This is a genomic window from Nocardia brasiliensis, assembly GCF_042691675.1.
Taxonomy (GTDB): domain Bacteria; phylum Actinomycetota; class Actinomycetes; order Mycobacteriales; family Mycobacteriaceae; genus Nocardia; species Nocardia brasiliensis_D.
This window is the reverse complement of the sequence record NZ_CP170507.1, coordinates 911,632-937,605: the sequence shown is the minus strand read 5'-3', so window position 1 is coordinate 937,605 and position 25,974 is coordinate 911,632. Positions and strand designations below refer to the sequence as shown.

The 25,974-nt window shown below is 68.3% G+C and carries 24 protein-coding genes; 12 read left to right on the top strand and 12 right to left on the bottom strand.

Annotated features, from left to right (window positions below; all coding sequences use genetic code 11):
- The first annotated feature begins 51 nt into the window (after window positions 1-51).
- The gene (locus tag ACFK0J_RS04755; protein WP_246634337.1) at window positions 52-666 is read left to right on the top strand and encodes a TetR/AcrR family transcriptional regulator; all 615 of its coding nucleotides are present in this window, start codon (window positions 52-54) and stop codon (window positions 664-666) included.
- Window positions 667-703: 37 nt separating this feature from the next.
- Here ACFK0J_RS04755 and ACFK0J_RS04750 read toward each other — a convergent pair whose 3' ends face one another.
- On the bottom strand, window positions 704-3,508 hold the full coding sequence (locus ACFK0J_RS04750; protein WP_378736911.1) for a sacsin N-terminal ATP-binding-like domain-containing protein: 2,805 nt from the start codon (window positions 3,506-3,508) through the stop codon (window positions 704-706).
- Window positions 3,509-3,540: 32 nt separating this feature from the next.
- A complete protein-coding gene (locus ACFK0J_RS04745) occupies window positions 3,541-4,869 on the bottom strand; it encodes a DUF3027 domain-containing protein (protein ID WP_378736909.1) in 1,329 nt (442 codons plus the stop codon).
- Window positions 4,870-4,886: 17 nt separating this feature from the next.
- On the opposite strand from ACFK0J_RS04745, the gene ACFK0J_RS04740 reads away from it, so the two are divergent.
- The 3 genes from ACFK0J_RS04740 to ACFK0J_RS04730 all read left to right on the top strand — a co-directional run bounded on the left by ACFK0J_RS04740 (window position 4,887) and on the right by ACFK0J_RS04730 (window position 8,313).
- Window positions 4,887-5,660, top strand: a complete 774-nt coding sequence (locus ACFK0J_RS04740) for a glutaminyl-peptide cyclotransferase (protein ID WP_378736907.1) — start codon at window positions 4,887-4,889, stop codon at window positions 5,658-5,660.
- Window positions 5,661-5,825: 165 nt separating this feature from the next.
- Window positions 5,826-7,736, top strand: a complete 1,911-nt coding sequence (locus ACFK0J_RS04735; protein ID WP_378736905.1) for an MFS transporter — start codon at window positions 5,826-5,828, stop codon at window positions 7,734-7,736.
- A gap of 64 nt (window positions 7,737-7,800) precedes the next feature.
- A complete protein-coding gene (locus tag ACFK0J_RS04730; protein ID WP_378736903.1) occupies window positions 7,801-8,313 on the top strand; it encodes a DUF2771 domain-containing protein in 513 nt (170 codons plus the stop codon).
- Between the two features lie 190 nt (window positions 8,314-8,503).
- Here ACFK0J_RS04730 and ACFK0J_RS04725 read toward each other — a convergent pair whose 3' ends face one another.
- On the bottom strand, window positions 8,504-8,926 hold the full coding sequence (locus tag ACFK0J_RS04725) for a cold-shock protein (protein ID WP_218478155.1): 423 nt from the start codon (window positions 8,924-8,926) through the stop codon (window positions 8,504-8,506).
- A 285-nt stretch (window positions 8,927-9,211) separates the two neighbouring features.
- On the opposite strand from ACFK0J_RS04725, the gene ACFK0J_RS04720 reads away from it, so the two are divergent.
- Both ACFK0J_RS04720 and ACFK0J_RS04715 read left to right on the top strand, forming a co-directional pair.
- A complete protein-coding gene (locus ACFK0J_RS04720) occupies window positions 9,212-9,394 on the top strand; it encodes a hypothetical protein (RefSeq protein ID WP_218478154.1) in 183 nt (60 codons plus the stop codon).
- A gap of 418 nt (window positions 9,395-9,812) precedes the next feature.
- The gene (locus ACFK0J_RS04715; RefSeq protein ID WP_378736901.1) at window positions 9,813-10,445 is read left to right on the top strand and encodes a resuscitation-promoting factor Rpf1 domain-containing protein; all 633 of its coding nucleotides are present in this window, start codon (window positions 9,813-9,815) and stop codon (window positions 10,443-10,445) included.
- A 75-nt stretch (window positions 10,446-10,520) separates the two neighbouring features.
- Here ACFK0J_RS04715 and ACFK0J_RS04710 read toward each other — a convergent pair whose 3' ends face one another.
- Complete coding sequence (locus ACFK0J_RS04710; protein ID WP_040731009.1) at window positions 10,521-10,709, bottom strand: hypothetical protein; 189 nt, start codon at window positions 10,707-10,709, stop codon at window positions 10,521-10,523.
- Between the two features lie 357 nt (window positions 10,710-11,066).
- Here ACFK0J_RS04710 and ACFK0J_RS04705 point away from each other — a divergent pair, with 357 nt between their 5' ends.
- The gene (locus tag ACFK0J_RS04705) at window positions 11,067-13,364 is read left to right on the top strand and encodes a helicase-associated domain-containing protein (protein ID WP_378736899.1); all 2,298 of its coding nucleotides are present in this window, start codon (window positions 11,067-11,069) and stop codon (window positions 13,362-13,364) included.
- Here the strand turns inward: ACFK0J_RS04705 and ACFK0J_RS04700 are convergent, their stop codons facing one another.
- Entirely contained in the window at window positions 13,365-13,895 is a 531-nt protein-coding gene (locus ACFK0J_RS04700) for a hypothetical protein (protein ID WP_218473521.1), read from the bottom strand.
- A 297-nt stretch (window positions 13,896-14,192) separates the two neighbouring features.
- On the opposite strand from ACFK0J_RS04700, the gene ACFK0J_RS04695 reads away from it, so the two are divergent.
- Window positions 14,193-15,017, top strand: coding sequence for a hypothetical protein (locus tag ACFK0J_RS04695; RefSeq protein WP_378736897.1), 825 nt, complete (start codon window positions 14,193-14,195; stop codon window positions 15,015-15,017).
- Between the two features lie 6 nt (window positions 15,018-15,023).
- On the opposite strand, the gene ACFK0J_RS04690 is transcribed toward ACFK0J_RS04695, so the two are convergent.
- The 5 genes from ACFK0J_RS04690 to ACFK0J_RS04670 all read right to left on the bottom strand — a co-directional run bounded on the left by ACFK0J_RS04690 (window position 15,024) and on the right by ACFK0J_RS04670 (window position 20,289).
- Window positions 15,024-16,427 (bottom strand): M1 family metallopeptidase, encoded by a 1,404-nt coding sequence (locus ACFK0J_RS04690; protein ID WP_378736895.1) that lies wholly within the window; start codon window positions 16,425-16,427, stop codon window positions 15,024-15,026.
- Window positions 16,428-16,497: 70 nt separating this feature from the next.
- Window positions 16,498-17,136: a LysE family translocator gene (locus tag ACFK0J_RS04685; protein WP_378736893.1), complete on the bottom strand. Its 639-nt coding sequence runs from the start codon at window positions 17,134-17,136 to the stop codon at window positions 16,498-16,500.
- Between the two features lie 53 nt (window positions 17,137-17,189).
- On the bottom strand, window positions 17,190-17,858 hold the full coding sequence (locus tag ACFK0J_RS04680) for a DUF3239 domain-containing protein (protein WP_378736891.1): 669 nt from the start codon (window positions 17,856-17,858) through the stop codon (window positions 17,190-17,192).
- A gap of 41 nt (window positions 17,859-17,899) precedes the next feature.
- Window positions 17,900-19,558: a DNA repair helicase XPB gene (locus tag ACFK0J_RS04675; RefSeq protein ID WP_218473516.1), complete on the bottom strand. Its 1,659-nt coding sequence runs from the start codon at window positions 19,556-19,558 to the stop codon at window positions 17,900-17,902.
- 128 nt (window positions 19,559-19,686) lie between these two features.
- Window positions 19,687-20,289, bottom strand: coding sequence for a GNAT family N-acetyltransferase (locus ACFK0J_RS04670; RefSeq protein ID WP_378736888.1), 603 nt, complete (start codon window positions 20,287-20,289; stop codon window positions 19,687-19,689).
- A 105-nt stretch (window positions 20,290-20,394) separates the two neighbouring features.
- On the opposite strand from ACFK0J_RS04670, the gene ACFK0J_RS04665 reads away from it, so the two are divergent.
- From ACFK0J_RS04665 to ACFK0J_RS04655, 3 genes are all read left to right on the top strand, one after another.
- Window positions 20,395-21,300, top strand: coding sequence for a sigma-70 family RNA polymerase sigma factor (locus ACFK0J_RS04665; RefSeq protein WP_378736886.1), 906 nt, complete (start codon window positions 20,395-20,397; stop codon window positions 21,298-21,300).
- 76 nt (window positions 21,301-21,376) lie between these two features.
- Window positions 21,377-22,549 carry a pyridoxal phosphate-dependent aminotransferase gene (locus ACFK0J_RS04660; protein WP_378736884.1) on the top strand — a complete coding sequence of 391 codons (1,173 nt, stop codon included), beginning with the start codon at window positions 21,377-21,379 and terminating at the stop codon, window positions 22,547-22,549.
- A gap of 42 nt (window positions 22,550-22,591) precedes the next feature.
- Window positions 22,592-23,137: a dihydrofolate reductase family protein gene (locus tag ACFK0J_RS04655; RefSeq protein ID WP_378736882.1), complete on the top strand. Its 546-nt coding sequence runs from the start codon at window positions 22,592-22,594 to the stop codon at window positions 23,135-23,137.
- A 128-nt stretch (window positions 23,138-23,265) separates the two neighbouring features.
- On the opposite strand, the gene ACFK0J_RS04650 is transcribed toward ACFK0J_RS04655, so the two are convergent.
- Entirely contained in the window at window positions 23,266-23,910 is a 645-nt protein-coding gene (locus ACFK0J_RS04650; protein WP_378742631.1) for a LysE family translocator, read from the bottom strand.
- 125 nt (window positions 23,911-24,035) lie between these two features.
- Here ACFK0J_RS04650 and ACFK0J_RS04645 point away from each other — a divergent pair, with 125 nt between their 5' ends.
- A complete protein-coding gene (locus ACFK0J_RS04645) occupies window positions 24,036-24,581 on the top strand; it encodes a class I SAM-dependent methyltransferase (protein ID WP_378736880.1) in 546 nt (181 codons plus the stop codon).
- 62 nt (window positions 24,582-24,643) lie between these two features.
- On the opposite strand, the gene ACFK0J_RS04640 is transcribed toward ACFK0J_RS04645, so the two are convergent.
- Window positions 24,644-25,786 (bottom strand): 3-deoxy-7-phosphoheptulonate synthase, encoded by a 1,143-nt coding sequence (locus tag ACFK0J_RS04640; protein ID WP_378736878.1) that lies wholly within the window; start codon window positions 25,784-25,786, stop codon window positions 24,644-24,646.
- Window positions 25,787-25,974: the final 188 nt, after the last annotated feature.

Sequence of the window (25,974 nt, the reverse complement as noted above, 5' to 3'; positions counted from 1 at the left end):
GAATTGACTGCACGCTCCTCGGGCGCTTAACTCCCTTGGGTGTCCTCCCGATTGAGCGTCGAAGAAAGACGGGCCCACCTTATCGAGGCCGCGATCGGTCTTGCCGAAAAAAAGGGCGTAGCGGGCGTGACCACGCGCGATGTCGCCCAAGCGGCGGGCGTCTCGCTTGGTGTGGTGCATTACTGTTTCGAAAACAAGGACGCGCTGATGACCGAGCTGGTCAAGGCGTTGTCGATGGAATTACGTGATTCCGTCGATGCCAATGAAACGGTATGGCAAGACGTCGGAAGTGGAAAAGAAGCACTTCAAAAATTGATCCGTGCCGGGCTGGAACTCATGTGGCTCAACATAGAAGCCACTCCGGAACGCCAACTGCTCACTTACGAAACCACCACTTACGCGTTGCGCGAGGGTGAGCAAACTCCGGCGAAACTCGCGATCGCCCGCGAGCAGTACAACTTCAACGACTCCACCGTCGCCGACATCCTGGAACACGCGCGCGACGCGACCGCGAACCAGTGGTCGGTCCCGCTGACATCGCTGAGCCGGTTCACCCTCAATGTGATCGACGGGGTCGTGCTGCGCTGGCTGGTGGACAACGACAGCGAAAGCGTGCGCGCACAGCTGGATCTGCTCAGCCAGATGATCGCCGAATACGCGGCCTGACAGTCGGCGGCGGTGCGGCGCAGCCGGATTCGCCGAACTATTGCTGAATCTCGGGCACCCTGACGTGCACGGTGTTGCCGTCGCGCCACCACGGCACGGACGCCGTGACCGCTACCGCGCCGTGCAGGCGCACCTTCAGGTCGTCGTGCAGCACCAGATCGCCGTCCTGCGGGGGCAGCGAGAACAGTTGGCGCAGTACCACTCCGAGCGGCTCGGTGGACCAGGAGCCGCGACGGCCGGTGGTCAGCACCTCGGCGGTGACGGACTCCGAGACCAGCGGCAAGTCGAGCAGGGTCGCCAGCGCGGGTGCCGTGTCGATGTCGCCGACTACCAGGCGGTTCGGGGGCAACGCGAAGCCGAACCAGGGTTGGTCGAGGACAAAGGCTGCCGCGGGGTCGACGACGGCTCCGGATAAGGCACGCACCCGGTCGGGTAGGTCGAGCTCGGTGAGGTCGAGATGAGCCGCGGCGACGGCGGCGGCCAATCGGGCGTGCGTACGCGAAACCACCTCGGGGGTGGGCGTTTTCGATGGATCCGCGAGCGCGTCGAGCAGCGTCGCGGCCAACTCGGGAGTGAGCACCGCCGGATCGGCGAGTACCGCGCTGATCGCGGCGGCGTCGTCCGCGAGGCCCGGCACCGCGAATGTCGGCAGCAGGTCGGCGAATTCCGTATCGGTGGGATGCCGGAACAAGCCGAGCGGGATGCCATCGATGCGCGCATGGGTGCGCAACCACCACGCGGTGTAGCCGTCGCGGTCGGCGAGCAGGGGGCGGGTGCGCGGCGTGGAAGCCAACTGCCACAACGCCTCCGGCCATGCGGCGTCGTCCACCAGGTCGAGATCGCGGACGGCGGCCAGCTCCGGCGGGTCTGCCGTCAGCGTCGACCACCAGCGGTCCTCGTCGTCCAGATCATGGTCCGGACCGGTCGGGTCGACCTCGACGACCACACTGAAGTCCCAGCCCACACCGACGGCCCGCAGCGCTTGCGCGCCATAGCGTTGCACCAGAATGGGGTCGATCGAACTGAACGGTGAATCCTCGACCAGCAGCTCGCGCAGCGGCGCGTCGGGCAGTAGCAGCTCGTCGGCCGGGCGCAATTCGCCCTCGGTGTCGGGTAATTCGAGCAGCCGGAGCCAGGACGGCAGTGCGGTGGGATCGGCGTGTGCGGCCAAGCGGAGCACGGCATCGGTGGTGTCCGGGTCGTCCGGGTGATCTTCCAGCTCGGCGTGTAAACCGGGCTCGCTCAACAGGTCCGCCGCGGTCGCCGAACGCGCCCCCAGCCGGGCCAGCAGCGGATGCGCGGCCTCGGGATGCGCCAACCTGGCCCAGTGCACCGGAATCGCGACCTCGAGCTGATCGTCGAGCACCACCGTGCGCGGCCCGGTGACCAGCCGCCCGTCGGCCAGCGGCACCGCGAGCGCCCCCAACTCCTCGGCGGCCAGCGGATCCACCACGAACGGCTCCAGCGCCGCATACAGCGAATACCACCACTGTGGCGTCCGCTCCAGCCCGCCGGACAACTCCGCAAGCCGCGCCAACCCCAGTCGATGCACATCGAGCACGCTCAACGCCTCGGCCTGCCCGCGTCCCGACAACTCCGGAATAACCAACGGCCCGACCACATCATCGAGCAAGCGCGCCAATTCGTCGGTCAGCCCGGTCAGCGCACTCGCACGCGTCGGCACCGCAACGTCGACGGTTGAGCCGCCGGGCGCGGCGGCAGGCGGTGGCGGGACCGGGTCGTAGAAATCCTCGGCACCGCCCGCACTCGCGGAAGCCGTGGGGACGACCGGCAGCCAAGGGTGGGTCTGGAGTTCGCGGACGACGGCTTCGCGGAGCAGGCCGTCGGCCTCGCTGCGCGCGAATGCCGGGGCGGGGACCAGGACCAGCCGGTCGCGGGCCGGTAGCGCGCGGGCGAAATCGGCGTAGCCGACAGCCAATTCGGCGAGGCGGGCGCCCGGCAGGAGGCGGCGGCGGTCCGGCTGCATGGCGATGTCGGCGACCAGCAGGGCCGGGAGGGACAATTCCTCATCGGAGCGAGTCGGTGCGCGCAGCACGTCCGGGGCGGCGGCGGTCGGCCTGCCATTGCGGATCGGGAGGAGCCAGCGGGCGCGGGGTGCGCGGTACTGCCACCAGACTCGGTGCTCGTCCGGGCCGGTGATCCGGACCTCTTGCATGCCGTTGCCGAGATCGGCGGTGGTACTGGTGAATTCGGCTGCGTCGATCATGATGCTGTGCAGGGCGGGCAGTTCCAGCAGCAGGTCGATGGCCTCCGCGTGCATGCCCGCGAGCAGTGCGTCGGCGGCTATGTCGGGGCGCAGCCGCAGCACCACCTCGGTAGCGAAGGCCTCCGGCGGCGCCGCCTCGATCGGCCAAGCCATCCGCAGCACCGGCGGTGTGAATCCGTCGGCCGGGCTATCCGGGATATGGATGTTGCTCTGCCGGAGCGCATCCCAGGTCAGCTCGCGGGAGAAGCGGAGCGATCCGGTGGACGAGCGCAGCTCGATCTCGTCACTGACCGACAGCACCGCGGTGAAACCGACACCGAACCGGCCGACCGCCGCGACATCCGACTTCCCGGATGCCCGCAGTGCGGTCAGCGCGTGAACGCCGGCGAGATCCAACGGCGCACCGGTATTGGCCAGCCGCAGATCGCGCCCGTCGAGCCGGACCACCAATCGGCCCGGGACACCCGCCTTGGCGGCGGCATCCGCGGCGTTCTGCGCCAGCTCGGTCAGCAGCCGATCACGGTAACCGGCACGCACCAGATCCGCCTCGGTCGCCGCGTCTTCGCGCAACCGGGTGGGCGAATCACGCCAAGCGGCAAGAACTCCCGCCCGCAACGCCGCCGTGCCGAACGGATCGGCCGTCTCGGTCAGCTCTGCGGCGATGACTCGACCGCCCGGCCCCCGGCCGCCCCGGCCTCGCCACCGACAACCGGCTCGTCCTGCGCGGCATCCGCACCTTCTGCCGCGACGTCGGAGCCACTGTCAGTGACAACGGTTCCTGTCGCGCCTGGCTCGGCCGCATCGGCGCTCGACTCGGCTTCCGCCACCGCCTCGCCGCCTGCCGTGTCCCGGCCGGTCGACGCGGACTCGATTCCCGCAGTCGCAGCGGTACTCTCGCCATCGTCCTGGGCATCCGCATTCAGCACGTCAGCAGCACCGGGCACGACCTCGAGACCCTCGACAACCCCGCCGGTCTCGACGGCGGCCGCAGCATCCACATGCGGCACCTCGACGACATCCGGCGTAGCCGTTGCGTCTGCCGACTCGGCGACAGCCACCTCCGCGGTCGGCGCAACCTCGGTAGCGGACCCGGCTGTGGCCGCGGGTTCAGCGGAAGTGGCTGCCGCGGACTCGGCGTCCGGTGCGACCGTCGCGTCACTCGGCTCGACCGCGGCGGCTGCCGAATCGGCGGCGGGGGCCGCTTCGGCCGGTGCCTTCGGCGCGACCAGCGCCTCGGTCGGGATGATTTCCACTGCCGCATCGTCGAACGCTTCATACAGCGGCGAACCACCCCCGGTGGGGGCGACGGTGTCGGAGTGGGCACCGCAGCCGTATTCGGCGTGCACGACGTGTCCGTCGGCGCCCATGGCGTTGCCGCAGACACCGAAGGCCGCGCGCAGGGAACCGGCGAGCGGGAGGTAGAAGCCGCAGAGGCCGCAGGTGGACGGCGCCGCCTTGGCCATCTCGGTGTCGGGTCCGAACTCGGCGTACCAGCGCTCGGCGGCCTCCAGGCGACCCTCGAGGCTCATCACCTGGGTACGGCCGAGGCCGATCTCTTGGGCGACCTCATCGACAACCGGGTCGCCGGTGGCGACGTAGCCGGGCACCAGGCGCGGGTCGTTCGGCGGCGGGGCCAGCAGATCACCGGGCGCCAGGTCGCCGGGCCGGATCCGCTGCTCCCACGGCACGAAGTCGGGCGCGACCAAGGCATCCGGGCCGGGTAGCAGCGCCGATTCACTCACCGTCGCATAGCCGGCTTTCGGTGCTGCCGCCACCACGACCGCCCACTGCCAGCCGCGATAGCCGGGCAGTGTGGCCTCGAAACGGTGGGTTGCCGCGCTGTCGTCCTCGGCAGCCACGCCGAGATGCGCCCCGACACCGGCTGGTTCCAACTCCAGGAGCGCACGGCGGGCCAGATCGACGGCATCGGCCAAAAGCGGCCTGATACCGGACTCAGAAACAGAAACTGCGCTCACGGCCTACATTTTGCCGTATGAAACGCAATCGGCGTTCGTTGGCCATAGGTGTGCTGGTCGGTCTGGTCATCTGGAGCGGGTGCGGCGCCGCTGAAGAAGCGTCGCCCACGATGAATATCGAGGTCGTGGCCACCCGCTCGCACGATCCGCGAGCATTCACCCAGGGCCTGGAAATCGATGGGGATGTGCTCTACGAAGGCACCGGGTTGTCGGGCGCGTCGAGCGTGCGGGCGACGAACCTGCACACCGGCGTCGAACTCGCCAGGGCCGACCTGCCCGCGCCGTACTTCGGCGAAGGGCTGACGGTGGCGGAGGGCACGCTGTGGCAGCTGACCTGGCAGGACCACGTCGCGTTCGCCAGGGACCCGGTGACCCTGGCCGAACGCGGCCGGGTGCCATACGAGGGCGAGGGGTGGGGTCTGTGCACCCGCTCAGGTCGGCTCGTGATGAGCAACGGCACCGATACGCTGACGTTCCGTGATCCGGTCACCTTCGCGCCGACCGGTTCGATCCGGCTCACCAGTCAGCAGACCGCGCGGCTCAACGAACTCGACTGCGCCGAGGACGGTTCGGTGTACGCCAACGATTGGCCGACCGACAACATCCTGCGGATCGACCCCGACACCGGCGACGTGCTCGACGTGATCGATGCGAGCGCGCTGGTTCCGCCGATTCCCCGGCTGGGTGAGGACGCGCTCAACGGGATCGCCCAGATCCCCGGCACCGACCGCTTCCTGCTCACCGGCAAGAACTGGCCGACGACCTACGAAGTCCGGTTCGTCCCCGCCTGATCGCGGGAACCGGTGACTCTCCGCACGCCGATTCGCATGCGATTCGCTGTGCGGGGAAGTCAATGCAGCATGCACCGCCGTCTGCGACGCGATGAACGTCACCTTCCGCCGACACCTTCGAGAGCGAGTGAACGCCCAGTACCGAAGTACGACAGAATTGAGGACGTGACTACTCCGCGCGAACCCTCCGGTCCCGACCGTGATCGGTGGGACGGCGCGGAGTACCCGCCGATCGACCGGCACCCGGGCTTCGACCGATATCCACCACCGAACGCGCCGACCCCGCGCAGGCCGCCGCCGCCGTTGAACCCCGACCGCTCGGTGCCACCGACCGACCGGCACCAGCCGGACCTGTCGGATGCCGAAACGCGCCGCCACGGGGTCCCACAGGCGCAAGCCCGGTATCTGCCCAGCGGCCGCCGTGAGCCCGATCCGGTACCCGGCAAGACGCCGCGACGGGTCTTCCCGCATCGCCCGCAACCGCCACACCCGCCGGAGCCGGAATATTCGGCTCCGCCGCCCACCAAGCCGTTACCCGAGCAACCGGACCTCGCCGATTCCGACGAATCCCCCGTTCCCCCTGGTAGCCAACGCGTTCCACGCAAGCTCACGGTCACCCGCGTCGCCGCCATGCGCGGGCGCGAGCTGACCGAACGAGGCATCGCCACCTTCCAGCGCGCGGCGAAGGCGGACGGCGCCGACAAATCCGGCCTCACCGCACTGACCTACGCGACGATGGCGAACTTCGCGCTGGACGCCGCGGTCGCCGTCGCGCTGGCCAACACCCTGTTCTTCGCCAGCGCCACTGCCGAGAGCAAGACGAAAGTCGCGCTGTACCTGCTGATCACGATCGCGCCGTTCGCGGTGATCGCCCCGCTGATCGGCCCGATGCTGGACCGGCTGCAGCACGGCCGCAGAGTCGCGCTGGCGACCTCGTTCGCGTTGCGCGCGGTGGTCGCGGTGGTGCTGATCCTCGAATTCGACAACTGGGCGCTGTATCCGCTCGCGCTGTGCATGATGATCGGCAGTAAATCGTTCTCGGTGCTCAAGAGCGCCGTGACACCACGCGTGCTGCCACCCGATATCGACTTGGTGCGCACCAACTCTCGGCTCACCGTCTTCGGCTTGGTCGGCGGCACCATCGGCGCGGGCGCGATCGCCGGGCTCATCGCCATGCTCGCCGACTCCAAGGGCGCGCTGATCTTCGCGGCGCTGATCGCCTGCGCCGGCGCGTATCTCAGCCTCCGGATCCCGTCCTGGGTCGAGGTCACCGAGGGCGAGGTGCCCGCGACGCTGAGCTATCACGCACGCACCGAGGCGCTTTCGCCGGAGAAGGAAGCCACGACGCCGCCGCGTAAGCGCAGGCAGCCACTCGGACGTTCGGTGGTGACCGCGCTGTGGGGCAACAGCGCCATCCGCGTATTGACCGGCTTTCTCACCTTTTACGTCGCCTTCGTCGCCAAGGCCACCGAGCACCGGCCGGTCCAGCAGGCCGCCATGCTCGGGGTGGTCGGCGCCGCCGCGGCGGTCGGCAATTTCACCGGCAACGCGACCGGTGCCAGGCTCAAGCTCGGCAAGCCGACGCTGATCGTGCTCGGCTGCACCGCGGCCTGCGCGCTGGTCGCGCTCTTCGCGACGTTCACCAACAATCTGCTCGGTGCCGCGCTGGCCACCCTGGTCGCGTCGGGTACCAGTGCGCTGGCGAAGGTGTCGCTGGATGCGTCGATCCAGGACGATCTGCCGCCCGAGTCGATCGCGTCCGGTTTCGGCCGCTCGGAGACGGTGCTGCAGCTCAGCTGGGTCGTCGGCGGCTCGGCGGGCGTGCTCCTGCCGACCGACTACTGGAAGGGTTTCGGGGTGATCACCGCGATCCTCGTGATCGGCCTGGTGCAGACCTTCGTCAGCTATCGGGGCCATTCGCTGCTGCCCGGGCTCGGCGGAAATCGCCCGCAACACGCGGAACAGGAAGTCCCCGCGACCCGTCCGATGCCACAGACTTCGACATACCGCCGACCGGGATCGAGCGGCGGCGACCCGACGCGTATCCAACGAGGGATAGGAGATCCCAGCCAGTGAGCGAGCGAACCATCGACACCGCGGCCGTGCGCCCGGCGGCGCCGAGTGGCAGCGAGGCGGCAGCATGAGCAAGCCCAAACCCCGCACCGTCGTCGCCCTGGTCGTGGCCGCATTGCTCGTGGCCACCGTAGCCTTCGTCGGCATCCTGGTCGTACTGATCCGCAACGCGGAGAAGCACGACCCCGTGATCACCGCATACGCCCACGGCAAGACCGTGAACGTCACCCCCTACGTCTACTGCTCGGTGAAGATGGAGGATTGCCGCTACGGCAAAACAGTCCAACTCATGGTCCCCCCCGACTACCCCCTGCAACTGTCCCTACCGAAGCAGATAGCCGACGCCCCATGGCTCGCCCAACTCGTCTACGCACTCCCCTCCGGTGAGCGCATAGACCGCGTAATCAACCACACCAACTACCCCAAGGGCGCGATGGCCATAACCATCGACTCCCACCCCGAACCCGACCTACGCCTGGTAGGCCTCGAACTCCAACTCCCGATCCTCGCCAGAGACCAAGACACCGGCAAAGAGTTCTACATCCCGCACGCAGCTTGGTCCATCAGCACGGCGGACTAACCAAAGCGGGTACACCCACCCGCACCGTCCCTCGCCAACCACCCCACCACAGCGCGAGTCTTACGAGCGCGTTCGCGGCCCGTCTCGCGTCCGAGTGGCCGAAGCGCATGCGCCGCAGGCGCAAGTCTCGGCCGCTCGGACGCGAGACTTCCCGGGGCCGCGAACACGCCGCGGCCACGCGGCCAAAAATTCAGTGATCGAGCTCCCGCGCAACCGCGCGCACAACCTCTGAAATCCGCTGCGCCGTCTTACGATCCGGGTACTTCCCCTTACGCAGATCCGGCTGCACCGTCGCCTCCAACAGGGTGATCATGTCCTCGACCATCCCGTGCAGCTCATCCGGCGTGTGTTTACGCGCAACGGGCTCTTTACGAACGCGTTCACGTTCCTGCCCTTGCCGCACCGACGGCGGCGCTTCGAGCAGCTTGAGGCTCAGCGCCTGGGGTCCGCGACGTCCCGCGGCCATGCCGAATTCGACGCGCTGCCCCGGCTTGAGTCCTTCGACACCGTCGGGCAGCGCGGATGAACGGACATAGACGTCCTCACCCTCGTCCTGGGAAAGGAAGCCGAAGCCCTTTTCGACGTCGTACCACTTCACCCTGCCGGTCGGCACTGCGCTCACCCGTTCATCATCGAAAACTCGGACCCCATCGGCCCGAGCACATTTGTTTGCGTAACCCGCTGCGGCACAACGCCGCGAACAGGTCCTTTTCTGTTTGCGAAAAGAACGCGCCCAGCAGAGATGCGGGACGCGATCGTCTATGAGTCTACCCCGGTGCGAATCACGCAAGCACATCAGTTTTACGGTCGTGCGGTGACGAACCCTTCCGCTTCACCGCCGCCCGAGGGCGGGCATCCTGGGCCGACCGGCGGCGGGCAGCGCAGGCCGGGCGACTGGTTGCTGCGACTCGCGCTGGGCCTGTTCGCGCTGGGATTGCTGGCGATCATCGCGATCTTTCTGACTCCGGTGGTGTCGGATGGGTCGCCGGGGCTGTGGCTCTACTTCACCGCACTGCTGGCCCCGCTCGGGTTTTTGCTGGCGGTGGTTTTCGCGCTGCGCTCGGGTAGACGTTCGCGCTGATCGGGCGGCGCGATGACCCAGGGGTCGCGAGCAGGCTGCGAACCGGTTACCCGAGTCTGTCGTTACCGAATCCAGGTTGTGATCCTCGTCACATAACGAGAAGGTCACGAGCCGGTGACGGCCCGGCACGGGCCTGAGCGCACCGCTTCTAGCTGCGCGGAAGGGCTCACCCCCACACCGAGACCGCATCGAGACCGGCCCGTACACGCCGGTTACCAAATGGTGATTTTTCGCGGCGATCGTCGTACGGTTCTTACCGAGCCGGGACAACCGGCAACCACCGGCCCGCCGCACCGAACCTCGCCCCGCGGGACCCGGAAACCCGACGGAAACGTAGGGGCGAGGGCGGGCATGACGACCTCTCAGTCCAGCCCGACCGATGACCTCGCAGGTGCGTCGAGAGGAAGACGAACCCGATATGAGTGGACGCCATCGCAAGCCAAGCTCCACCGGGCGCACGGTTGCCAAGGTTGCCGTGACCGGCGCCATCATGGGCACCGCAGGTGTGGCCCTCGCAGGCAACGCCAGCGCGGCACCCGACTCCGACTGGGATCGCCTCGCACAGTGTGAGGCCGGCGGTAACTGGGGCATCAACACCGGCAACGGATACCAAGGCGGACTGCAGTTCTCGCCGAGCACCTGGAAGGCCCACGGCGGCGGCGAGTACGCGGCCAGCGCCAACCAGGCCACCCGGGAGCAGCAGATCGCGGTCGCCGAGAAGGTGCTCGCTTCCCAAGGCTGGGGTGCCTGGCCCAGTTGCTCGGCCAACCTCGGCCTGAGCAGCGCACCCACCCCGCGTTCGGCCCCCACCACCAACGACACTCCGCGCTGGAACCCCGCCCCCGCGCCGCAGGCCGCTCAGGCCGCGCCGGACAGCACCCAGCAGGTCTTCTCGGCCGTCGACCGCGCCCTCGAGGTCGTGCAGAACCAGGGCGTTCAGGTGCCCAAGGAAGCCTTCGACTTCTTCAACGCCGCCAAGGCCAGTGGCACCAAGCTCGATCCCGCCATCGTGAACTTCTACGAGGCGAACAAGGGTCTGCTGCCTTCCTGATCACTCACGAATAAGGGCCCCGCATCCTCGGATGCGGGGCCCTTATTCGTATCTTCGGACTTTTCCGTCCGGAAATCAGCGGTTGATCACCGTGTTCGGGTGCATGTAAGGCAGCTGATCTGCCGGGACCGGAAACTCGGTGTCCTCACCGTACGGCGAGAGCCCACCGGAACGGGTCGACGAGAGCTCGGTGACCGCGTGGTCACCTTCGGCGACCTTCGGCCACCCGTTGTCGACATAAGGTTTCTTCGATTTGTTCACCACGCCCCCATTGTGGCATGCGGACCGCCCGCAGCAACTTTGCCGCTGCCGCTACCACCACCGGCCGAGGGGGCACTGTCGCCAGGCGGCAGCGCACAGGCTATGTCTACTACGCTGAAGAATCGGATTGAGACGCAACGACTGATCTCGGGAGCACATGGGTAACGCTCCCCCGCCTCTCCGAGTCTTCAGGCCAGACCTAGGTGCGATTCCGGAGACGTAGGCGTCCGGCGGTACCGAGTTGGGCGGAGTCAGCCGGTCCCCGACGAGTTACCCATGTGCTCTCGAAATCAGTCGCACCGTCGCGATCCGACGAGCTCCCACAGGCAGGCAGTGACCCAGCACCGTAGGCTGGATCGGATGACCGCGACCGACTCCTTAGCTGGATGGCTCGGTGACCGTAGTGATGCCCAGTTGGTCACGCTGCTCGAACTGCGGCCCGATCTGGCCGTGCCGCTGCCGTCTTCGATGGCGGTGCTGGCCGCTCGCGCCGAGCAGCGTGCCTCCGTGCTGCGTGCCACCGACGACCTCGACACGCTCGATTTCGCGATCCTGGAAACCCTTGCGGTGCACGGGGTGACGCGTACCGACAGCAATGGCGCCCCGCTGCGCCGCGACGAGTTGCACGTGCAGCTGCGCGACCGCGTGTCCGCCACCGCGATCGATGCCGCGCTGGCGCGCTTGTCCGCTCGGGCGCTGGTCTGGACCAGCGGCGACGACCTGCATCTCGTCCCGGCCGCCGTCGAGGCGCTGCCCTGGCCGATCGGCAGCACCACCGAGCTCCCCGACTCGCTCACCGAGCCGGAAGTCCGGGACGCGCTACCCGAACTGTCCCCGGCCGCGCGGGCCCTGCTGGACAAACTGGCCACCACCGGCCCCCGTGGACGCACCCGGGATGCCGCTCCCGGCACCCCGGCCGACCGGCCGATCCAGCAGTTGCTGGCCCGCAGGCTGTTGAACCGGATCGACGACGAGACGGTGGAACTGCCGGTCACCGTCGGCCAGGTGCTGCGCAACGAGCCGGTGACGCACCCGCACGCACTGACACCGCCCGCACCGAAACCGAAGAAGCAGACTTCCGGCGAAGTGAACGCGGTAGCCGCGGGCGAGGTGGGCGAACTGCTGCGGCACTGCACCGCCATCCTGGACGTCCTCGGTCAGGCACCCGCCCCGGCATTGCGCGCGGGTGGGCTCGGCGTGCGTGAGCTACGCCGCATCGCCAAACAGACCGGCATCGACGAGCCGCGAGCGGGTTTGCTGGTCGAACTGCTGGCCGCCGCGCGACTCATCGAAAAGGGTTTGCCGGACCCGCCGCCGGAGGTCGATTCGACCGACGACTTCTGGGCGCCGACCCCGGCCGTGGAGGCCTGGCTGGAGGCGCCGCCGGCCCGGCGCTGGGCCGCGTTGGCCATCGCATGGCTCGAATTGGACCGGATGCCATGGATGATCGGCATGCGCGACGCCAATGACAAACCGCTCGCAGCGCTCTCGCTGGAGCTACGCGCCCCACACGCACCGCGCGACCGGCACGCCATCCTCGGTCTGCTCGCCGAGTATCCGTCCGGCAGCGCGCTCACCCCGGCCGACATCGGCCGGGTGCTCGCCTGGCGGCAACCGCGCTGGCGCAGGCACTTCCGGCTGGAGGCGGTGGAGAACACGCTCGCGGAGGCCGCGGCGCTGGGCTTCATCGGACGCGGTGCCCTCGCCTCGCCGGCCCGCGCGCTACTGCACGGCGCGCCGAACAGTGCCGCCGATGCCGAGGCGGAAATGGAGTCGGCACTGCCCGCGGCGGTCGATCACGTGCTGGTCCAGGCGGACCTGACGGTGATCGCCCCCGGCCCGCTCACCGCGGACCTGCAGCAGCGGATCGCCCTGGTCGCCGATGTCGAATCCGCCGGTGCGGCAACGGTGTACCGGATCAGCGAAACCTCGGTGCGGCGGGCGCTCGATGCCGGGCTCACCGCGGCCGAACTGCACGCGCTGTTCACGAAGCATTCGCGGACCCCGATTCCGCAGGCACTGACCTACCTGATCGATGACGTCGCCCGGCGGCACGGGCAGTTGCGCGCCGGGATGGCGCAGTCGTTCCTGCGCAGCGACGACCCGGCGCTGCTCGCCCAGGTGCTCGCCGCCCCGGTGGCGGGGACGCTCGCGCTGCGCGCCATCGCACCGACGGTGGCCATCGCCCAGGCGCCGCTCGGCGAGGTGCTCGAGCAGCTGCGCGCGGCCGGTTTCGCACCGGCGGGCGAGGATTCCGCGGGCATCATCGTGGATCTGCGGCCGCGCGGCGCCCGGATCTCCGTGCGACCCAACGCCAGGCAGTCGTGGCGGCCGACGCCGCCGAGCACCGAACAGCTGGAACTGCTCGTCACGGAGCTACGCGCGGCCGAACGCGCGACCAGCGCCCGCTCCGGCCAGTCGGTGCGGATGGACGGCACCCGGACCAATACCGCGGCGACCCTGGCCCTGCTGCAACTGGCCGCGCGGGTGCGGCGGTCGGTGAATATCGGCTACGTCGACGCTTCCGGCGTCGCGACGCAGCGCGTGGTGGAACCGCTCAAAGTGGGTAACGGCCAGCTGGACGCGCTGGACCCGGTGACGGGCGCGGTCCGGCACTTCACCTTGCACCGGATCGCGTCCGTCGCCCTGCTCGAATGATCAGGCCTTGGCCTTGGCCAAGCAGAAGGTGATCTTCGGGGCCTCGGAGATCAGGCGGAAGCTGTCCGCGTCCGCGCCACACAGCAGCTCGTCGGCTTCGCCATCGATCCGCTTCACCACCTTGAACGTGGCCTCACTGGAGCCGCACTCCACGTGCTTGTAGCCGGTGGTGCTGCTCTCGTTGTAGCAGCTGCCCTGCTTGAAGTTGGGCGCCAGGCACAGGAACGCGGTGGTACCGCCGGCGAGGGTCTCCTCGTAGGACGTGTAGTCGGTGGCGCACTCGGTCTTCTTGTCGGACGACTGCACGATCTTGTAGACGGCCTTCTCCGACGAGCAGTCGACCGGCTCGGTCTTGGCATCGGTCGAGGAACCCTTGATGACATTGAGGCAGTCACCCACATTCGCCTTGGCCGAGTCGGACTTACTCGCATCCTTGGCCGCCGAACACCCGACCACCGTGACCACCACCGCGGCCACCGCTACGAGGGCAAGCACCACGCGTGCCAGCAGCCTCGCTCCTGGAAACTTCACCTGAAAACCTCTCTCACCGAAGACATTCACGCCGCTCGCGAACGCGGTGAGGATACCCGGCCGCGCAACGCGACCGCATCAGCTCTACGGCTGATATCGACGGGTCCGGTCGGCTTACCAGTGGCCCCACAGGCCGAGCAGCGAGTACCCGAGGATGCTGGGAAGCAGACGGCCGAGCAGTTGGAATCCAAAGTTATTCACTAGCAATGCCTTTCGCGTATGACCCATAAACGTGGACATTCGTCCAATACCTGGGTTCTTTCGCTTCCACCGAGCATGTCGTTACGCTTGGCAAGTATGACGCTGGACGACGCTGCCCGCGACTTGTACGGACTCGCTCCGAGTGAGTTCGTGGCGGCCCGTGCGGCCAGGGTCAAGAAAGCCAAGGAAGCGGGCGACAAAGACCTCGCCACCGCCATCGGCAAGCTGCGTAAACCCACGGTCACCGCGTGGACGGTGAATCTGCTGGCCCGCGAGGCGCCCGACGATGTGGACGCGCTGCTGCAACTGGGCGCGGCCCTGCGTTCGGCGCAGCAGAAACTGTCCGGCGACGAGTTGCGCACGCTCACCGGGCAGCGTCAGCAGGCGGTCAACGCGCTGGCGAAGAAGGCGGGCACGCTGGCCGCCGAACACGGGCACCCGGTGAACGAGGGCGTGCTGCGCGAGGTCGGGCAGACGTTGACCGCGGCCCTGGCCGATCCGGACGTCGGCGAGCAGGTGCATGCCGGGACGGTGGCCACCGCGGCGACCTACGAGGGGTTCGGCCCCGCGGGTCCCGGCTTGGCCGCGGTCGCGGAGGCACCGAAGGACGACCCACCGAAGCAGGACGCGCAAGAGGACAACCCGCGACAAGAACTCGACGACGCGCTGGAGGCGCTCGAATCCGCGCGCGCGGCCCGGGATTCCGCGCACGAGGAGGTCGAACGCGCGGAAGACCAATTGGGCGACATCGACTCTCGGATCACCGAGTTGAAGGAACAGCTCGCGCACGCCGAACAGGAGCGGCAGTTCGCACGCACGGCCGAACGGGCGGCACAGGACCAGTTGCGTTCGGCGCAGCGACAACTCGATCGGGTCGAGCGGTGGGTGGAGCGGGCGCGCGAACGCGTCGACGGCGAGTGAGGTAGGTCAGCCGCGCAGGCTGCCCGGGAAGAGGTATTCATCCGGCGGCGGCGTGGTCTGGTTGAGCCAGGCGTCGAAGAAGCCGGTCAGGTCGGTCGGCGAGCTGGCCTGGACGAACGCGCGGAACTCCGGCATGGACGCGTTGCCGTAGGCATGACGCGCGTTGAAATCCCGTACCGCCGCGAAGAATACGTCGTCGCCGAGCTGCTTGCGCAGTGCGTGCAGGAACAGCGGGCCACGGTAGTAGACGGAGGTGAATTCGCTACCCGCACCCGGGTTTTCCAACGGCACCTGCCAGAACTCGCTGTTGCCCACGTACTTCCGGACGGTCGTGCGGTACTCCTCGTCGACGTCCTTGCCTTCCTTGTGCTCCGGCCACAGGTAGTCGGCGGTGTAGCTGGCGAAGCATTCGTTCAAGCAGATGTCGGACCACTGGCGCACCGATACCGAATCGCCCCACCACTGGTGCGCGATCTCGTGTACGACGGTCGGCAGGTCGGTCCACGGCGCGTAGATCGGACGGGTCTGGGTTTCCAGCGAGAACATGATGTCGGCGTCGACGTAGATGCCGCCGGAAGTCTCGAACGGGTAAGGGCCGTAGAGGGATTCGATGAAGTCGAGGATTTCCGGCAGGCGTTGCTCGGTCTCCCGGTTGCGTTCCGCGTTCGGGGCGAAGGCGCTGATCAGCGGGGTGCCGTTGGCGCGCTGCTGGTCCAGGAAGCTGAACTTGTCGATCGCGATGGTGGTCAGGTAACCGAGCACCGGCTGGCGCACTTCCCAGCTGACGGTGCGGCGGTCGCCCTGCACCGCGTCCTGGGTGCGCAGACCGTTGGAGACGACCTCCCATTCGGCGGGAACGGTCGCGTGCACCGCGAAGGTGGCCTTGTCCAACGGGGTGTCGTTGAGCGGGTACCAGGTGGTCGCGGAATGCGGCTCGCCCGCGGCGAACGCGCCGCCGCTGGGCGCGTACGTCCAGCCGTTGCCTTCGGTGTTCGCGGCGAGGCCCGCGTAATCGACGGTCACCGTGAACGGCAGGCCGGGTAGCAGCGGCAGCACGGGCGTCACCGTGAGCTCGTGCTCGCCGTTGCGGTCGAACGCGGCGGGCATGTTGTTCACCGACACCATGCGCACGTCCGGACCCGCGAAGTCGAGGTTGAACGCGCGCAGCGCCTGGGTGGCGACGGCGTCGATCCGGGTCGTCCCGGTGAGCTGGTGGCTCGGCGGGTCGTAGTCGATGGTGACGTCGTAGTGGCGGGCGTCGTAGCCGCCGTTGCCGTCCAGCGGGTAGTACGGGTCGCCGAGGCCGGTCGATCCGGTGAACGGATCAGCGGGCGGGTCGGCGGCAGCGGGCACCGCGGCGGCGACCAGACCGCCCACGATCGCGGCACACATCCAGCCGGACAACCTCATTCGACCACGACCCCTTCTCCGCCCCGCGACTTCCGGTACGCACGTACCGACTGGGTGGATGGTAGTCGGTTCAGTTGGCGCTGCCGCTCAGCGCCACCGACGCGCCGAGGCCGACGATCATCACTCCGCCCGCGCCGCCGACCGCCTCCAGCCTGCGCGGCGAGCGGGCGAACCAGGCCCGCGCCGAGACCGCCAGCAGCGCCCACGCACTGTCGGAGACCACCGCGACGGCCAGGAAGACGGAGCCGAGGATGAGGAATTGCAGCGGCAGCGACCCGGCGGCGGGATCGGCGAAATGCGGCAGGATGGCCGCGAAGAAGATGGTCGCCTTCGGGTTGGTGAGCCCGACGATGACGCTCTGCCGCAGCACCTTGGCGTCGGGTGTCCGCGGGATCTCGGTGCCCAGTGCCGCGCGCAGCGACTTGCGCTCACGGATCGCCTGGATGCCCAGGTAGATCAAGTACAACGCGCCGGCGAACTTGATCGCGGTGAGCGCGAGTGACGACGCCATCAGCAGCGTGCCGAGCCCCACCGCGACGAGCAGCAGCACGACGAAGACGCCCATTGAGTGCCCGGCCACCGATAACAGCGCGGCGCGCCTGCCGAGGGTGAGCGCCCGCCCGATGGTGAACAACACACCGGGTCCGGGGACGATGATGATGACGATCGCCGCGGCGAGAAACGCCAGCAGGTTGGACAGCGGAACCATCTACGGAGTCTATGCGGCGGCGCAACTCGAAAAGGGCAAGATCGACATCGGTCTCAGGAGCCGAGATCGCCGGGCAACTGGTGCGGATCGAGCAGCAGGCGCTTGGCGGGCGCGCGCCGCACCTTGTCGGTGAGCGCGAGATTGTCGGTGAGCAACCGCCATTCGGCGTCGCTGATGGCGGCGCGGGCGCGTTCGATGACCGCTTCGTCGGTGGTGCCCCACGCGATCGGCATGGCACTGACCGACTGCCAGCGCTCGCCGACCTGTCGCGGTGCCCGGTCGGTGCGCACCGCGACCGCGGGCACCCGCTCCCCCGCCTCGGCCACATGGCCGGGCAGCGCGCGGACCCGGCGGATCACCAGCGCGTACCGCGAATCGGTAGTGCCCGGTTTGGACACGTCGACCAGGGCGAGCAGCACCACGCTCGACGGATAGGTCTCCGAGACCACCGCGGGCACGAGTTCGCCGTCGGTGTACAGCTTGTCGATGCTGGCGTGCCGAGCGGTCCAGATGGCCACCCACAGCGCCACCACCGCACCGAGCACGAAGGCGACGGCCAGCAGGTAGGCCCACGGATGGCGGAGCCAGATCAAATAGGCCGCGCCGGTCGTCGCGATCACCGCGGCGGCAATCGCCATGATGCGGAGTCGACGCTGGTCGGCGAAGACTTCGTTGACCGCGTGGGCATGTTTGCGGTCCACCGGGAATTCGAAGCGTCGCACGTCCCTATTCCTAGCACAGTTTGCGGAGGAAAAGCCTCCGCTTATCCGATGGTGGGGCCGAGCAAGTCGTCGGCATCCATGATGCGGTAGGCATACCCTTGTTCGGCGAGAAAACGCTGGCGGTGCGCGGCGTACTCGGCATCGAGCGTGTCCCGGGCCACCACCGAGTAGAAATGCGCTTGGCCGCCATCATGTTTCGGCCGCAGCAGCCGGCCGAGGCGCTGCGCCTCCTCCTGGCGAGACCCGAAGGTGCCCGAAACCTGCACCGCCACCGAGGCTTCCGGCAAATCGATGGAGAAGTTCGCTACCTTGCTCACCACCAGCACCGGAATCTCACCCTGCCGGAACGCCTCGAAGAGTTCTTCGCGCTCTTTGGTTTTCGTCGAGCCCTGGATCACCGGAGCACTCAGCGCGACACCCAGCTCGTCCAATTGGTCGAGGTAGGCGCCGATCACCAAGGTCGGCGCGTCCGCGTGGTTGGCCAAGATCGACTGCACGACGGGAATCTTCGTGCGCGCGGTGGAGCACAGCTTGTAGCGTTCCTCCGGTTCGGCGGTCGCGTAGGCCATCCGCTCGGCATCGGTCAGCGTCACTCGCACCTCGATGCACTCGGCCGGTGCGATCCAGCCCTGCGCCTCGATGTCCTTCCACGGCGCGTCGTAGCGCTTCGGACCGATCAGCGAGAACACGTCGCCCTCCCGGCCGTCCTCGCGCACCAGGGTCGCGGTGAGGCCGAGGCGGCGGCGCGATTGCAGGTCGGCGGTCATCCGGAAGACCGGAGCGGGCAGCAGGTGCACCTCGTCGTAGATGACCAGGCCCCAGTCGCGGCTGTCGAAGAGCTCGAGGTGCTTGTATTCGCCCTTGGTGCGGCGGGTGATCACCTGATAGGTCGCGATGGTGACCGGGCGGATCTCCTTGCGCTCGCCGGAGTACTCGCCGATCTCCTCCTCGGTCAGCGAGGTGCGCGCCAGCAGCTCACGCCGCCACTGCCGGCCCGCCACGGTATTGGTGACCAAAATCAACGTGGTCGCCTTCGCCTTCGCCATCGCGGCGGCGCCGACCATCGTCTTGCCCGCGCCACACGGCAGCACCACGACACCGGAGCCGCCCGCCCAGAACGAGTCGGCGGCCATCTCCTGGTAGTCGCGCAGGTGCCACTTGTCGTCGGTGTAGTCCAGTTCGATCGGGTGCGCTTCGCCATCGACGTAACCGGCCAGGTCCTCGGCGGGCCAGCCGATCTTCAGGAGCATCTGCTTGATCCGGCCGCGTTCGGAACCGTGCACGACCACCGTGTCGTCGTCGAGGCGGGCCCCGAGCATCGGCGCGATCTTTTTGTGCCGCAGCACCTCCTCGAGCACCGCCCGATCCAGGCTGACCAGGGTGAGCCCGTGCGCCGGATGCTTGACCAGCTGCAACCGCCCGTACCTGGCCATGGTGTCCACCACGTCCACCAGCAACGGCTGCGGCACCGCGTACCGCGAGTAGCTGACCAGCGCGTCCACCACCTGCTCGGCATCATGCCCCGCCGCCCGCGCGTTCCACAGCGCCAGCGGCGTCACCCGATAGGTGTGCACATGCTCGGGAGCCCGCTCCAGCTCGGCGAACGGCGCGATGGCCTGCCGCGCCGCATCGGCCAACTCGTGGTCGACCTCCAACAGCAGCGTCTTGTCACTCTGCACAATCAGCGGACCGTCCGTCACAGCCCCTCCTCGCATCGGTTCCGGCCCATTCTCCCTGACCCCCCTGACACCCCGGCACGGCCGGTCCGCTGACCACGACAATCGATGCTCGACGGCGCGCGCTCCGGACCCCGAGCGGGTGCTCGGCTTCAGCGCGGTCCCGGCGCTCGATGCAGGGCCCGGTCGAACTCGGCGGGCCAGCCTTCGGCGGGACCGGGCGGGTCGGTCGGCAGGCGCGCCGCCAGCCAGTGGTCCCGGCGGATGCCGCGTTGCAGGCTGCCGAGGCGAGCCATGCCCTCATAGCGGAAGCCGGTGCGGCGGGCCACGGCGGCGGAAGCGTAGTTGCCGACGAAGGCGCGCCAGCTGATCCGCTGCAACGCCAGGCCGTCGGGGCGGAAGCCATAGTCGCAGACCAGGTTTACCGCCTGCGTCATCAGGCCGCGGCAGCGTTCGGCTGATGCCAGCCAGAAGCCGATCTCGGCGGCGGATTCATCGCGTTCGCCGAGGCCGATCATGCCGACGACGGGGCCGTTTTCGCACAAACGCAACGCCCAGGTCGGGCTGTGGCCCGCCCAGCCGGGGCGGACGATGTCGTCGATGAAGGTTTTGGCGTTCTCCCGGGTGTAGGGCACCGGGATGGTCACCCACTCGCCGATGGACGGGTCCTGGCAACACTCGGTGATGGCGTCGATGTCATCGGCGGTGGGGATCGATAGCCAGACAGTTCCGTTCGAGAGCGCTTGAGCGTCCATCGAGTCATGTTGTCACGAATCGCCCTGCCGGATCATCCTGTTTGCCGTGCGTTCAATCGGACGCCGTGGTAAACCGACCGGCGCGGAGATCGTAGAATCTCCCTGATGGTTGCCGCTCTGCTCGCCGGATTGTTCGAATCACATCGAGCGCATCTGCTCTCGGTCGCGTATCGGCTGACGGGCAGCGTCGGCGACGCCGAGGACGCGGTGCAGGAGAGCTGGCTGCGGCTGGCCGGTGCGCATCAATCCGAGATCGACGACCTACGCCCGTGGTTGACGACGGTGGTGAGCCGCATCTGCCTGGACCGATTGCGCAGTGCCGCGGCGCGCCGGGAAAAGTATGTGGGGCAATGGCTGCCGGAGCCGGTGGTGACCAGTCGCACGCCGTCGAACACGCCTGATCCGTTGGCAGCGGTGGCCCGCGAACCGGAGTGCCGACTCGCCGCCATGGTGGCACTGGACACGCTGACCCCGCCGCAGCGGGTGGCTTTCCTGCTGCACGACGGGCTTTCGATGTCGTTCGACGAGATAGCCGACATCCTCGATATTTCCGCCGACGCCGCGCGACAGCTCGCGGCCGAGGCCCGCACGGCCGTGGCGGACATGCCACCGCCGGTGCCGGATGCCGAACACGAGGCCGCTGTGCAGCGCTTCCTCACCGCCCTGCGCTCCGGTGACCGGAGCGCGGTTACCGCTGCGCTGCACCCGGATTCGGTGGTGATCGGCGACGCCGACGGCACCACGTCCACGGCCGAGAACATCCTGTGCGGCGCCGACCGGATCGCCCGCTTCTACTTGGGGCTCGTCCGCAAGTACGGGTTGGACAGCACCGAGGTGGATCCGGCCTACAACTACGAATTCGCCTCCGTCAACGGACAACTGGGCCTGGTAGTCACCGCCGGCAGCGGCCGCGCCGCCCGCGTCATGGGCTTCACCATCCGCGATGGACTGGTCTGGGGCACCTACGACCTCGCGAACCCGGCCAAACTGACCGGCATTCGTCTCGGCTGAGTCCGCGCGTACCGCCTCCACTCGGCTTCTGCGCGACGGCGCGGCCCCCTCGCGGCCCCTGAGCTAGTCTCCCGATATGCCTCCGCAACCCGCCACCGTTGCCCGACTGCGCCCCTTCGCCTCCACGATCTTCGCCGAGATGACAGAGCTCGCGGTCCGGTACGACGCGGTCAACCTCGGCCAAGGGTTCCCCGACACGGACGGTCCGGCGGGCATGCTCGAGGCCGCCAGGCAGGCCATCGCCGACGGCCTCAATCAGTACCCGCCAGGGCGGGGCATGCCGGTACTGCGCCGCGCCATCGCCGACGACCGGGCCCGCCGCTACGGCATCCACTACGACCCCGACTCCCAGGTGCTGGTGACCGTCGGGGCGACCGAGGCGATCAGCGCCGCCATGCTCGGCCTGGTCGAGCCGGGCGCGGAGGTCGTGCTGATCGAACCGTATTACGACTCCTACGCCGCCGCCGTCGCCATGGCTGGGGCGCGGCGGCGCACCGCGCGGCTGGTGGCCGACGGTGAACGCTTCGTACTCGACCTGGACAGCCTGCGCGCCGCGATCACCCCGGCGACCAGGATGCTGGTCGTCAATTCGCCGCACAACCCGACCGGCACCGTGCTGGGCCGGGCCGATCTGCAGGCCATCGCCGAAATCGCCTGCGAGCACGACATTCTGGTGCTGACCGACGAGGTCTACGAACACCTCGTCTACGACGGCGCCGAGCACATCAGCCTCGCCACCCTGCCCGGCATGGCCGAGCGCACCGTCGTAGTGTCCAGTGCGGCAAAGACATTCAGCGTCACCGGCTGGAAGACCGGTTGGGCGTGCGGTCCAGCGGCATTGATCGACGGGGTGCTCGCCGCCAAACAGTTCCTGACCTTCGTCGGTGGCGGGCCGTTCCAGCCCGCGGTCGCGCACGCGCTCAACCACGAACTCGACTGGGTCGCCGGGCTGCGGGACACGTTGTCCGAGAAACGACTTCGCCTCGCCGCCGCGCTCACCGACACCGGCTTCCGGGTGACCTCCAGCGCAGGCGGGTACTTCGTCTGTGGCGACATCACCCCGCTCGGCGCGTCCGACGGCCTCGCCTTCTGCCGCGAACTGCCCAAGCGGCTCGGCGTCGTCGCCGTCCCGATCAGCGTCTTCGCCGACGACGCGGCCGCATGGAACCACCTGGTTCGCTTCACCTTCTGCAAACGCGACGAAACCCTCGACGAAGCAATGCGCCGACTGCGCGCGGGCGCACAGTAAACCCTGACACACCCTGTCAAGGTTCGCTGACAGGGTGTGTCCATGGCTACCCAATACTTCACGGCAACCAGCCTCGACGGCTATATCGCGGACGAACACAACTCGCTCAGCTGGCTGTTCGAGGTCGACGACGACGGCACCAGCGAGAGCACCATCGCCGAATTCATCAGCGGCGTCGGCGCTATGTGCATGGGAGCGACCACCTACGAGTGGATCGTGGCCAACGAACCGCCGGAGAACTGGCACAAGAGCTACGGCAACATCCCGTGCTGGGTCTTCACCCATCGGACGCTGCCCGCCATACCTGGCGCGAACCTGCGCTTCGTGTCCGGCGCGGTCGAGCCGGTGCACAAGGAAATGGCGGAAGCCGCGGGCGAGCAGCACATCTGGGTTCTCGGCGGCGGCGAGTTGGCAGCTCAGTTCGCGGATGCCCGACTGCTCGACGAGATCGTCGCGGGCATCGCGCCGGTGACACTGGGCAGTGGTGCGCCGGTGCTGCCGCGCCGAATCCTGTCCTCGCGAATGAAACTCGTCGACGTCGCGCAGATGAATCAGTTCGCCCAGCTCCGGTACCAATTGGCGGACTAGCAACGACGCCGCACCGTTCTCCCGCGTACTCACGTGCGCGGGAGATCAGGTCGGGTGCGGCAGGGGCGGGTCACCGTGTGCGGGTGCGGGGATACCGGCGGGCTTGCGGCGCATGCCAGCTCGCGGCCTCAGGCCGGGGCGGGGCGGGCCCGATCCGTCGCGACCAGGACTGCGATGGTGCCGAGCATGGTGCCCATGAGGTAGCGCTGGGCGCGGAGCCAGAGGGGGCGTCCGGTGAGGAAGGAGGTGACGCTGCCCGCGCCCAGGACGATCAGGGCGTTAACCGTCAAAGCCACGGCGATCTGTACCGCGCCCAGGCAGAGGCTCTGCAACCAGACTTGCCCGTGGTCGGGCTGGACGAACTGCGGGATCAGCGCCATGTACATGATCGCGATCTTCGGATTCAGCAGGTTGGTGACGAACCCCATCATGAACAGTCGCCGGGTGGGATCCGCGGGCATGGCAGCGGGTGCGAAGACCGACACACCACCCGGCCGTAACGCCTGCCAGGCCAGCCACAGCAGGTATGCGGCTCCGGCCAACTTCACTGCCAGATACAGACCGGGCACGACCGCGAACACGGCGGTGATTCCCACCGCGGCCGCCACCAGATACACCCCGAACCCCGCCGCGACACCGCCGAGCGAGACCAACCCGGCCCGCCGCCCCTGCGCTACGGTCCGCGAAATCAGATACATCATGTTCGGCCCGGGCGTCAGCACCATTCCCAACGCCACGGCCGCCACTCCGAGCACCGCCGCCATCTCGATCACGCTGTCGATCCTCACCCGCCCAGGGTCGCCGCGTCTCGGTCCACTTGCAGGTTGCTGGCCTCACACGCTGCCGAATGCCGATCGATAGCGCGGACACCGTGCCGGGTTCGTCGTACATTGCGGGGATGGTTGATGACCAGCGATTCGCCTGGATGGTCGACATCATGGATGTGCGGCCGACCGACCGAATCCTCGAAATCGGGCCGGGGCCGAGTAATTCGATCGCCTACCTGGCCGCCAAGCTGAACGGTGGGCACGTCGTGGGTGTCGATCGCTCCGCCACCGCGATCGCCCGCGCCGCGAAACGCCATGCCGCGCTGATCGATTCAGGACAATTGAGCCTGCAGCAAGCCGAGCTGGCGGACCTGGACCCGCAGCGGCTACGCGCCCGGATCGGGGCGGGCACAGCGGGTTTCGACAAGGTGATGGCCGTCAACGTCAACGTGTTCTGGACAAAGCGTCCCACCGCCGAACTGGCGCTGATCCGCCGATTGCTCGCACCCGGCGGCACGCTGTACCTCTTCTATGGCTACGGCACGCCCGCGTCCACGCCCGCCACCAGCCCGAAGCCCGCCCCCGGTCGCCTGAACGAATACCTGTCCGAAGCCGGATTCGCCGTCGAAGTCGTCTCGTCCGGTGACCTACTCGGCGTAGTCGCCATTCCCGAGTAACGCCCGCATTTTCAGCCTCCCGCCCGGATCACCCGCGCGGGAAGCTGAAACCGGAACGGCGGTCAGGGATTACGACGCCGCTGGACCGCGTCGGCCAGCCGGTCGAGCTGATGGGCGGTGGTATCCCAGTCGAGGCAGGCGTCGGTGATGGACTGGCCGTAGGTGAGCTCGTCGGCGTGGCCGAGGGTGAGATCCTGCCTGCCCGCGACGAGGAAGCTCTCCAGCATCACGCCGACCACGCCGGGTTCGTTCGCGGCCAGCCGGGTCGCGATGTCGGTGACCACGTCGACCTGTTTGTTGTGGTCCTTGTTGCTGTTGCCGTGACTGGCGTCGACCACGAGCCGCTGCGGCAGCGCGGCCTTCTCCAGCCGAATGCACGCCTCGGCGACCGACGCCGCGTCGTAGTTCGGGCCGGTGGTGCCGCCGCGCAGGATGACGTGGCAGTCCGGGTTGCCGGTGGTACGGATCAGCGCGGCGCGCCCGTCCAGATCGGTGCCGGGGAACACGTGGCTGGCCGCCGCGGCACGGACACCGTCCACGGCCACCTGCACATCGCCGTCGGTGCCGTTCTTGATGCCGACCGGCATCGATAGCGCGCTGCTCAGCTGGCGGTGCACCTGGCTGGCCGCGGTGCGGGCGCCGATGGCGCCGTAGGAGACCAGGTCCGCGATGTACTGCGGGGTGATCGGGTCGAGGAATTCGCAGGCCACCGGCAGACCGAGCGCGGTGATGTCGACCAGCAGCTTGCGGCCGAAGCCGAGGCCGGTGTTGACGTCGAAGGAACCGTCCAGGTGCGGATCGTTGATCAGCCCCTTCCAGCCCAGCGTGGTGCGCGGCTTCTCGAAGTACACCCGCATCACCACGTGCAGCCGGTCGTCGAGCTCGGCGGCCTTGGCGGCCAGGCGGCGCGCGTAGTCGAGGGCGGCGGCCGGGTCGTGCACGGAGCACGGGCCGACGATCACCATCAGGCGGTCGTCCACGCCGTTCAGCACGTCGACGGTGGCCGCGCGGCCCTTACGGACCGTATCCGCGAGCGGATCGGTGATCGGGTGCACGTGGCGCACCTCGGCAGGCGAGCGCAGCGGGCTCACGCTCAACGTGCGTTGATCATCGAGATCGAACAGCATCGCGGAGCGATTCGATGAGGGGTGGTGGTCGGGCGACGGGTGGGCGTGCCGCGCGTCGACGTCGGCTGCGGTAGTCATGTCGTGGGTTCCTTTTCTTCGGCCGACCCACGGACGTGAAACCCCGTCGAGCCGGTCCAATCCGGCTCGGGGTGGAATGTCGTCAGCGCAGGTGGTTGCCGCAGACCAGCCCACCCAGGGCCGGCTTGCTAAACCAGAAATACACACGCTGCACGTCGGCGACTGTACCAGGCATGTACCAAGCGATG

Excerpts from the sequence above, each read along its gene's own strand:
- ACFK0J_RS04740 (WP_378736907.1), top strand. The coding sequence starts at position 4,887 with ATGAAACGCAATCGGCGTTCGTTGGCCATAGGTGTGCTGGTCGGTCTG.
- ACFK0J_RS04730 (WP_378736903.1), top strand. The coding sequence starts at position 7,801 with ATGAGCAAGCCCAAACCCCGCACCGTCGTCGCCCTGGTCGTGGCCGCA.
- ACFK0J_RS04715 (WP_378736901.1), top strand. The coding sequence starts at position 9,813 with ATGAGTGGACGCCATCGCAAGCCAAGCTCCACCGGGCGCACGGTTGCC.
- ACFK0J_RS04705 (WP_378736899.1), top strand. The coding sequence starts at position 11,067 with ATGACCGCGACCGACTCCTTAGCTGGATGGCTCGGTGACCGTAGTGAT.
- ACFK0J_RS04695 (WP_378736897.1), top strand. The coding sequence starts at position 14,193 with ATGACGCTGGACGACGCTGCCCGCGACTTGTACGGACTCGCTCCGAGT.
- ACFK0J_RS04690 (WP_378736895.1), bottom strand. The coding sequence starts at position 16,427 with ATGAGGTTGTCCGGCTGGATGTGTGCCGCGATCGTGGGCGGTCTGGTC.
- ACFK0J_RS04685 (WP_378736893.1), bottom strand. The coding sequence starts at position 17,136 with ATGGTTCCGCTGTCCAACCTGCTGGCGTTTCTCGCCGCGGCGATCGTC.
- ACFK0J_RS04670 (WP_378736888.1), bottom strand. The coding sequence starts at position 20,289 with ATGGACGCTCAAGCGCTCTCGAACGGAACTGTCTGGCTATCGATCCCC.
- ACFK0J_RS04665 (WP_378736886.1), top strand. The coding sequence starts at position 20,395 with ATGGTTGCCGCTCTGCTCGCCGGATTGTTCGAATCACATCGAGCGCAT.
- ACFK0J_RS04660 (WP_378736884.1), top strand. The coding sequence starts at position 21,377 with ATGCCTCCGCAACCCGCCACCGTTGCCCGACTGCGCCCCTTCGCCTCC.
- ACFK0J_RS04655 (WP_378736882.1), top strand. The coding sequence starts at position 22,592 with ATGGCTACCCAATACTTCACGGCAACCAGCCTCGACGGCTATATCGCG.
- ACFK0J_RS04645 (WP_378736880.1), top strand. The coding sequence starts at position 24,036 with ATGGTTGATGACCAGCGATTCGCCTGGATGGTCGACATCATGGATGTG.
- ACFK0J_RS04640 (WP_378736878.1), bottom strand. The coding sequence starts at position 25,786 with ATGACTACCGCAGCCGACGTCGACGCGCGGCACGCCCACCCGTCGCCC.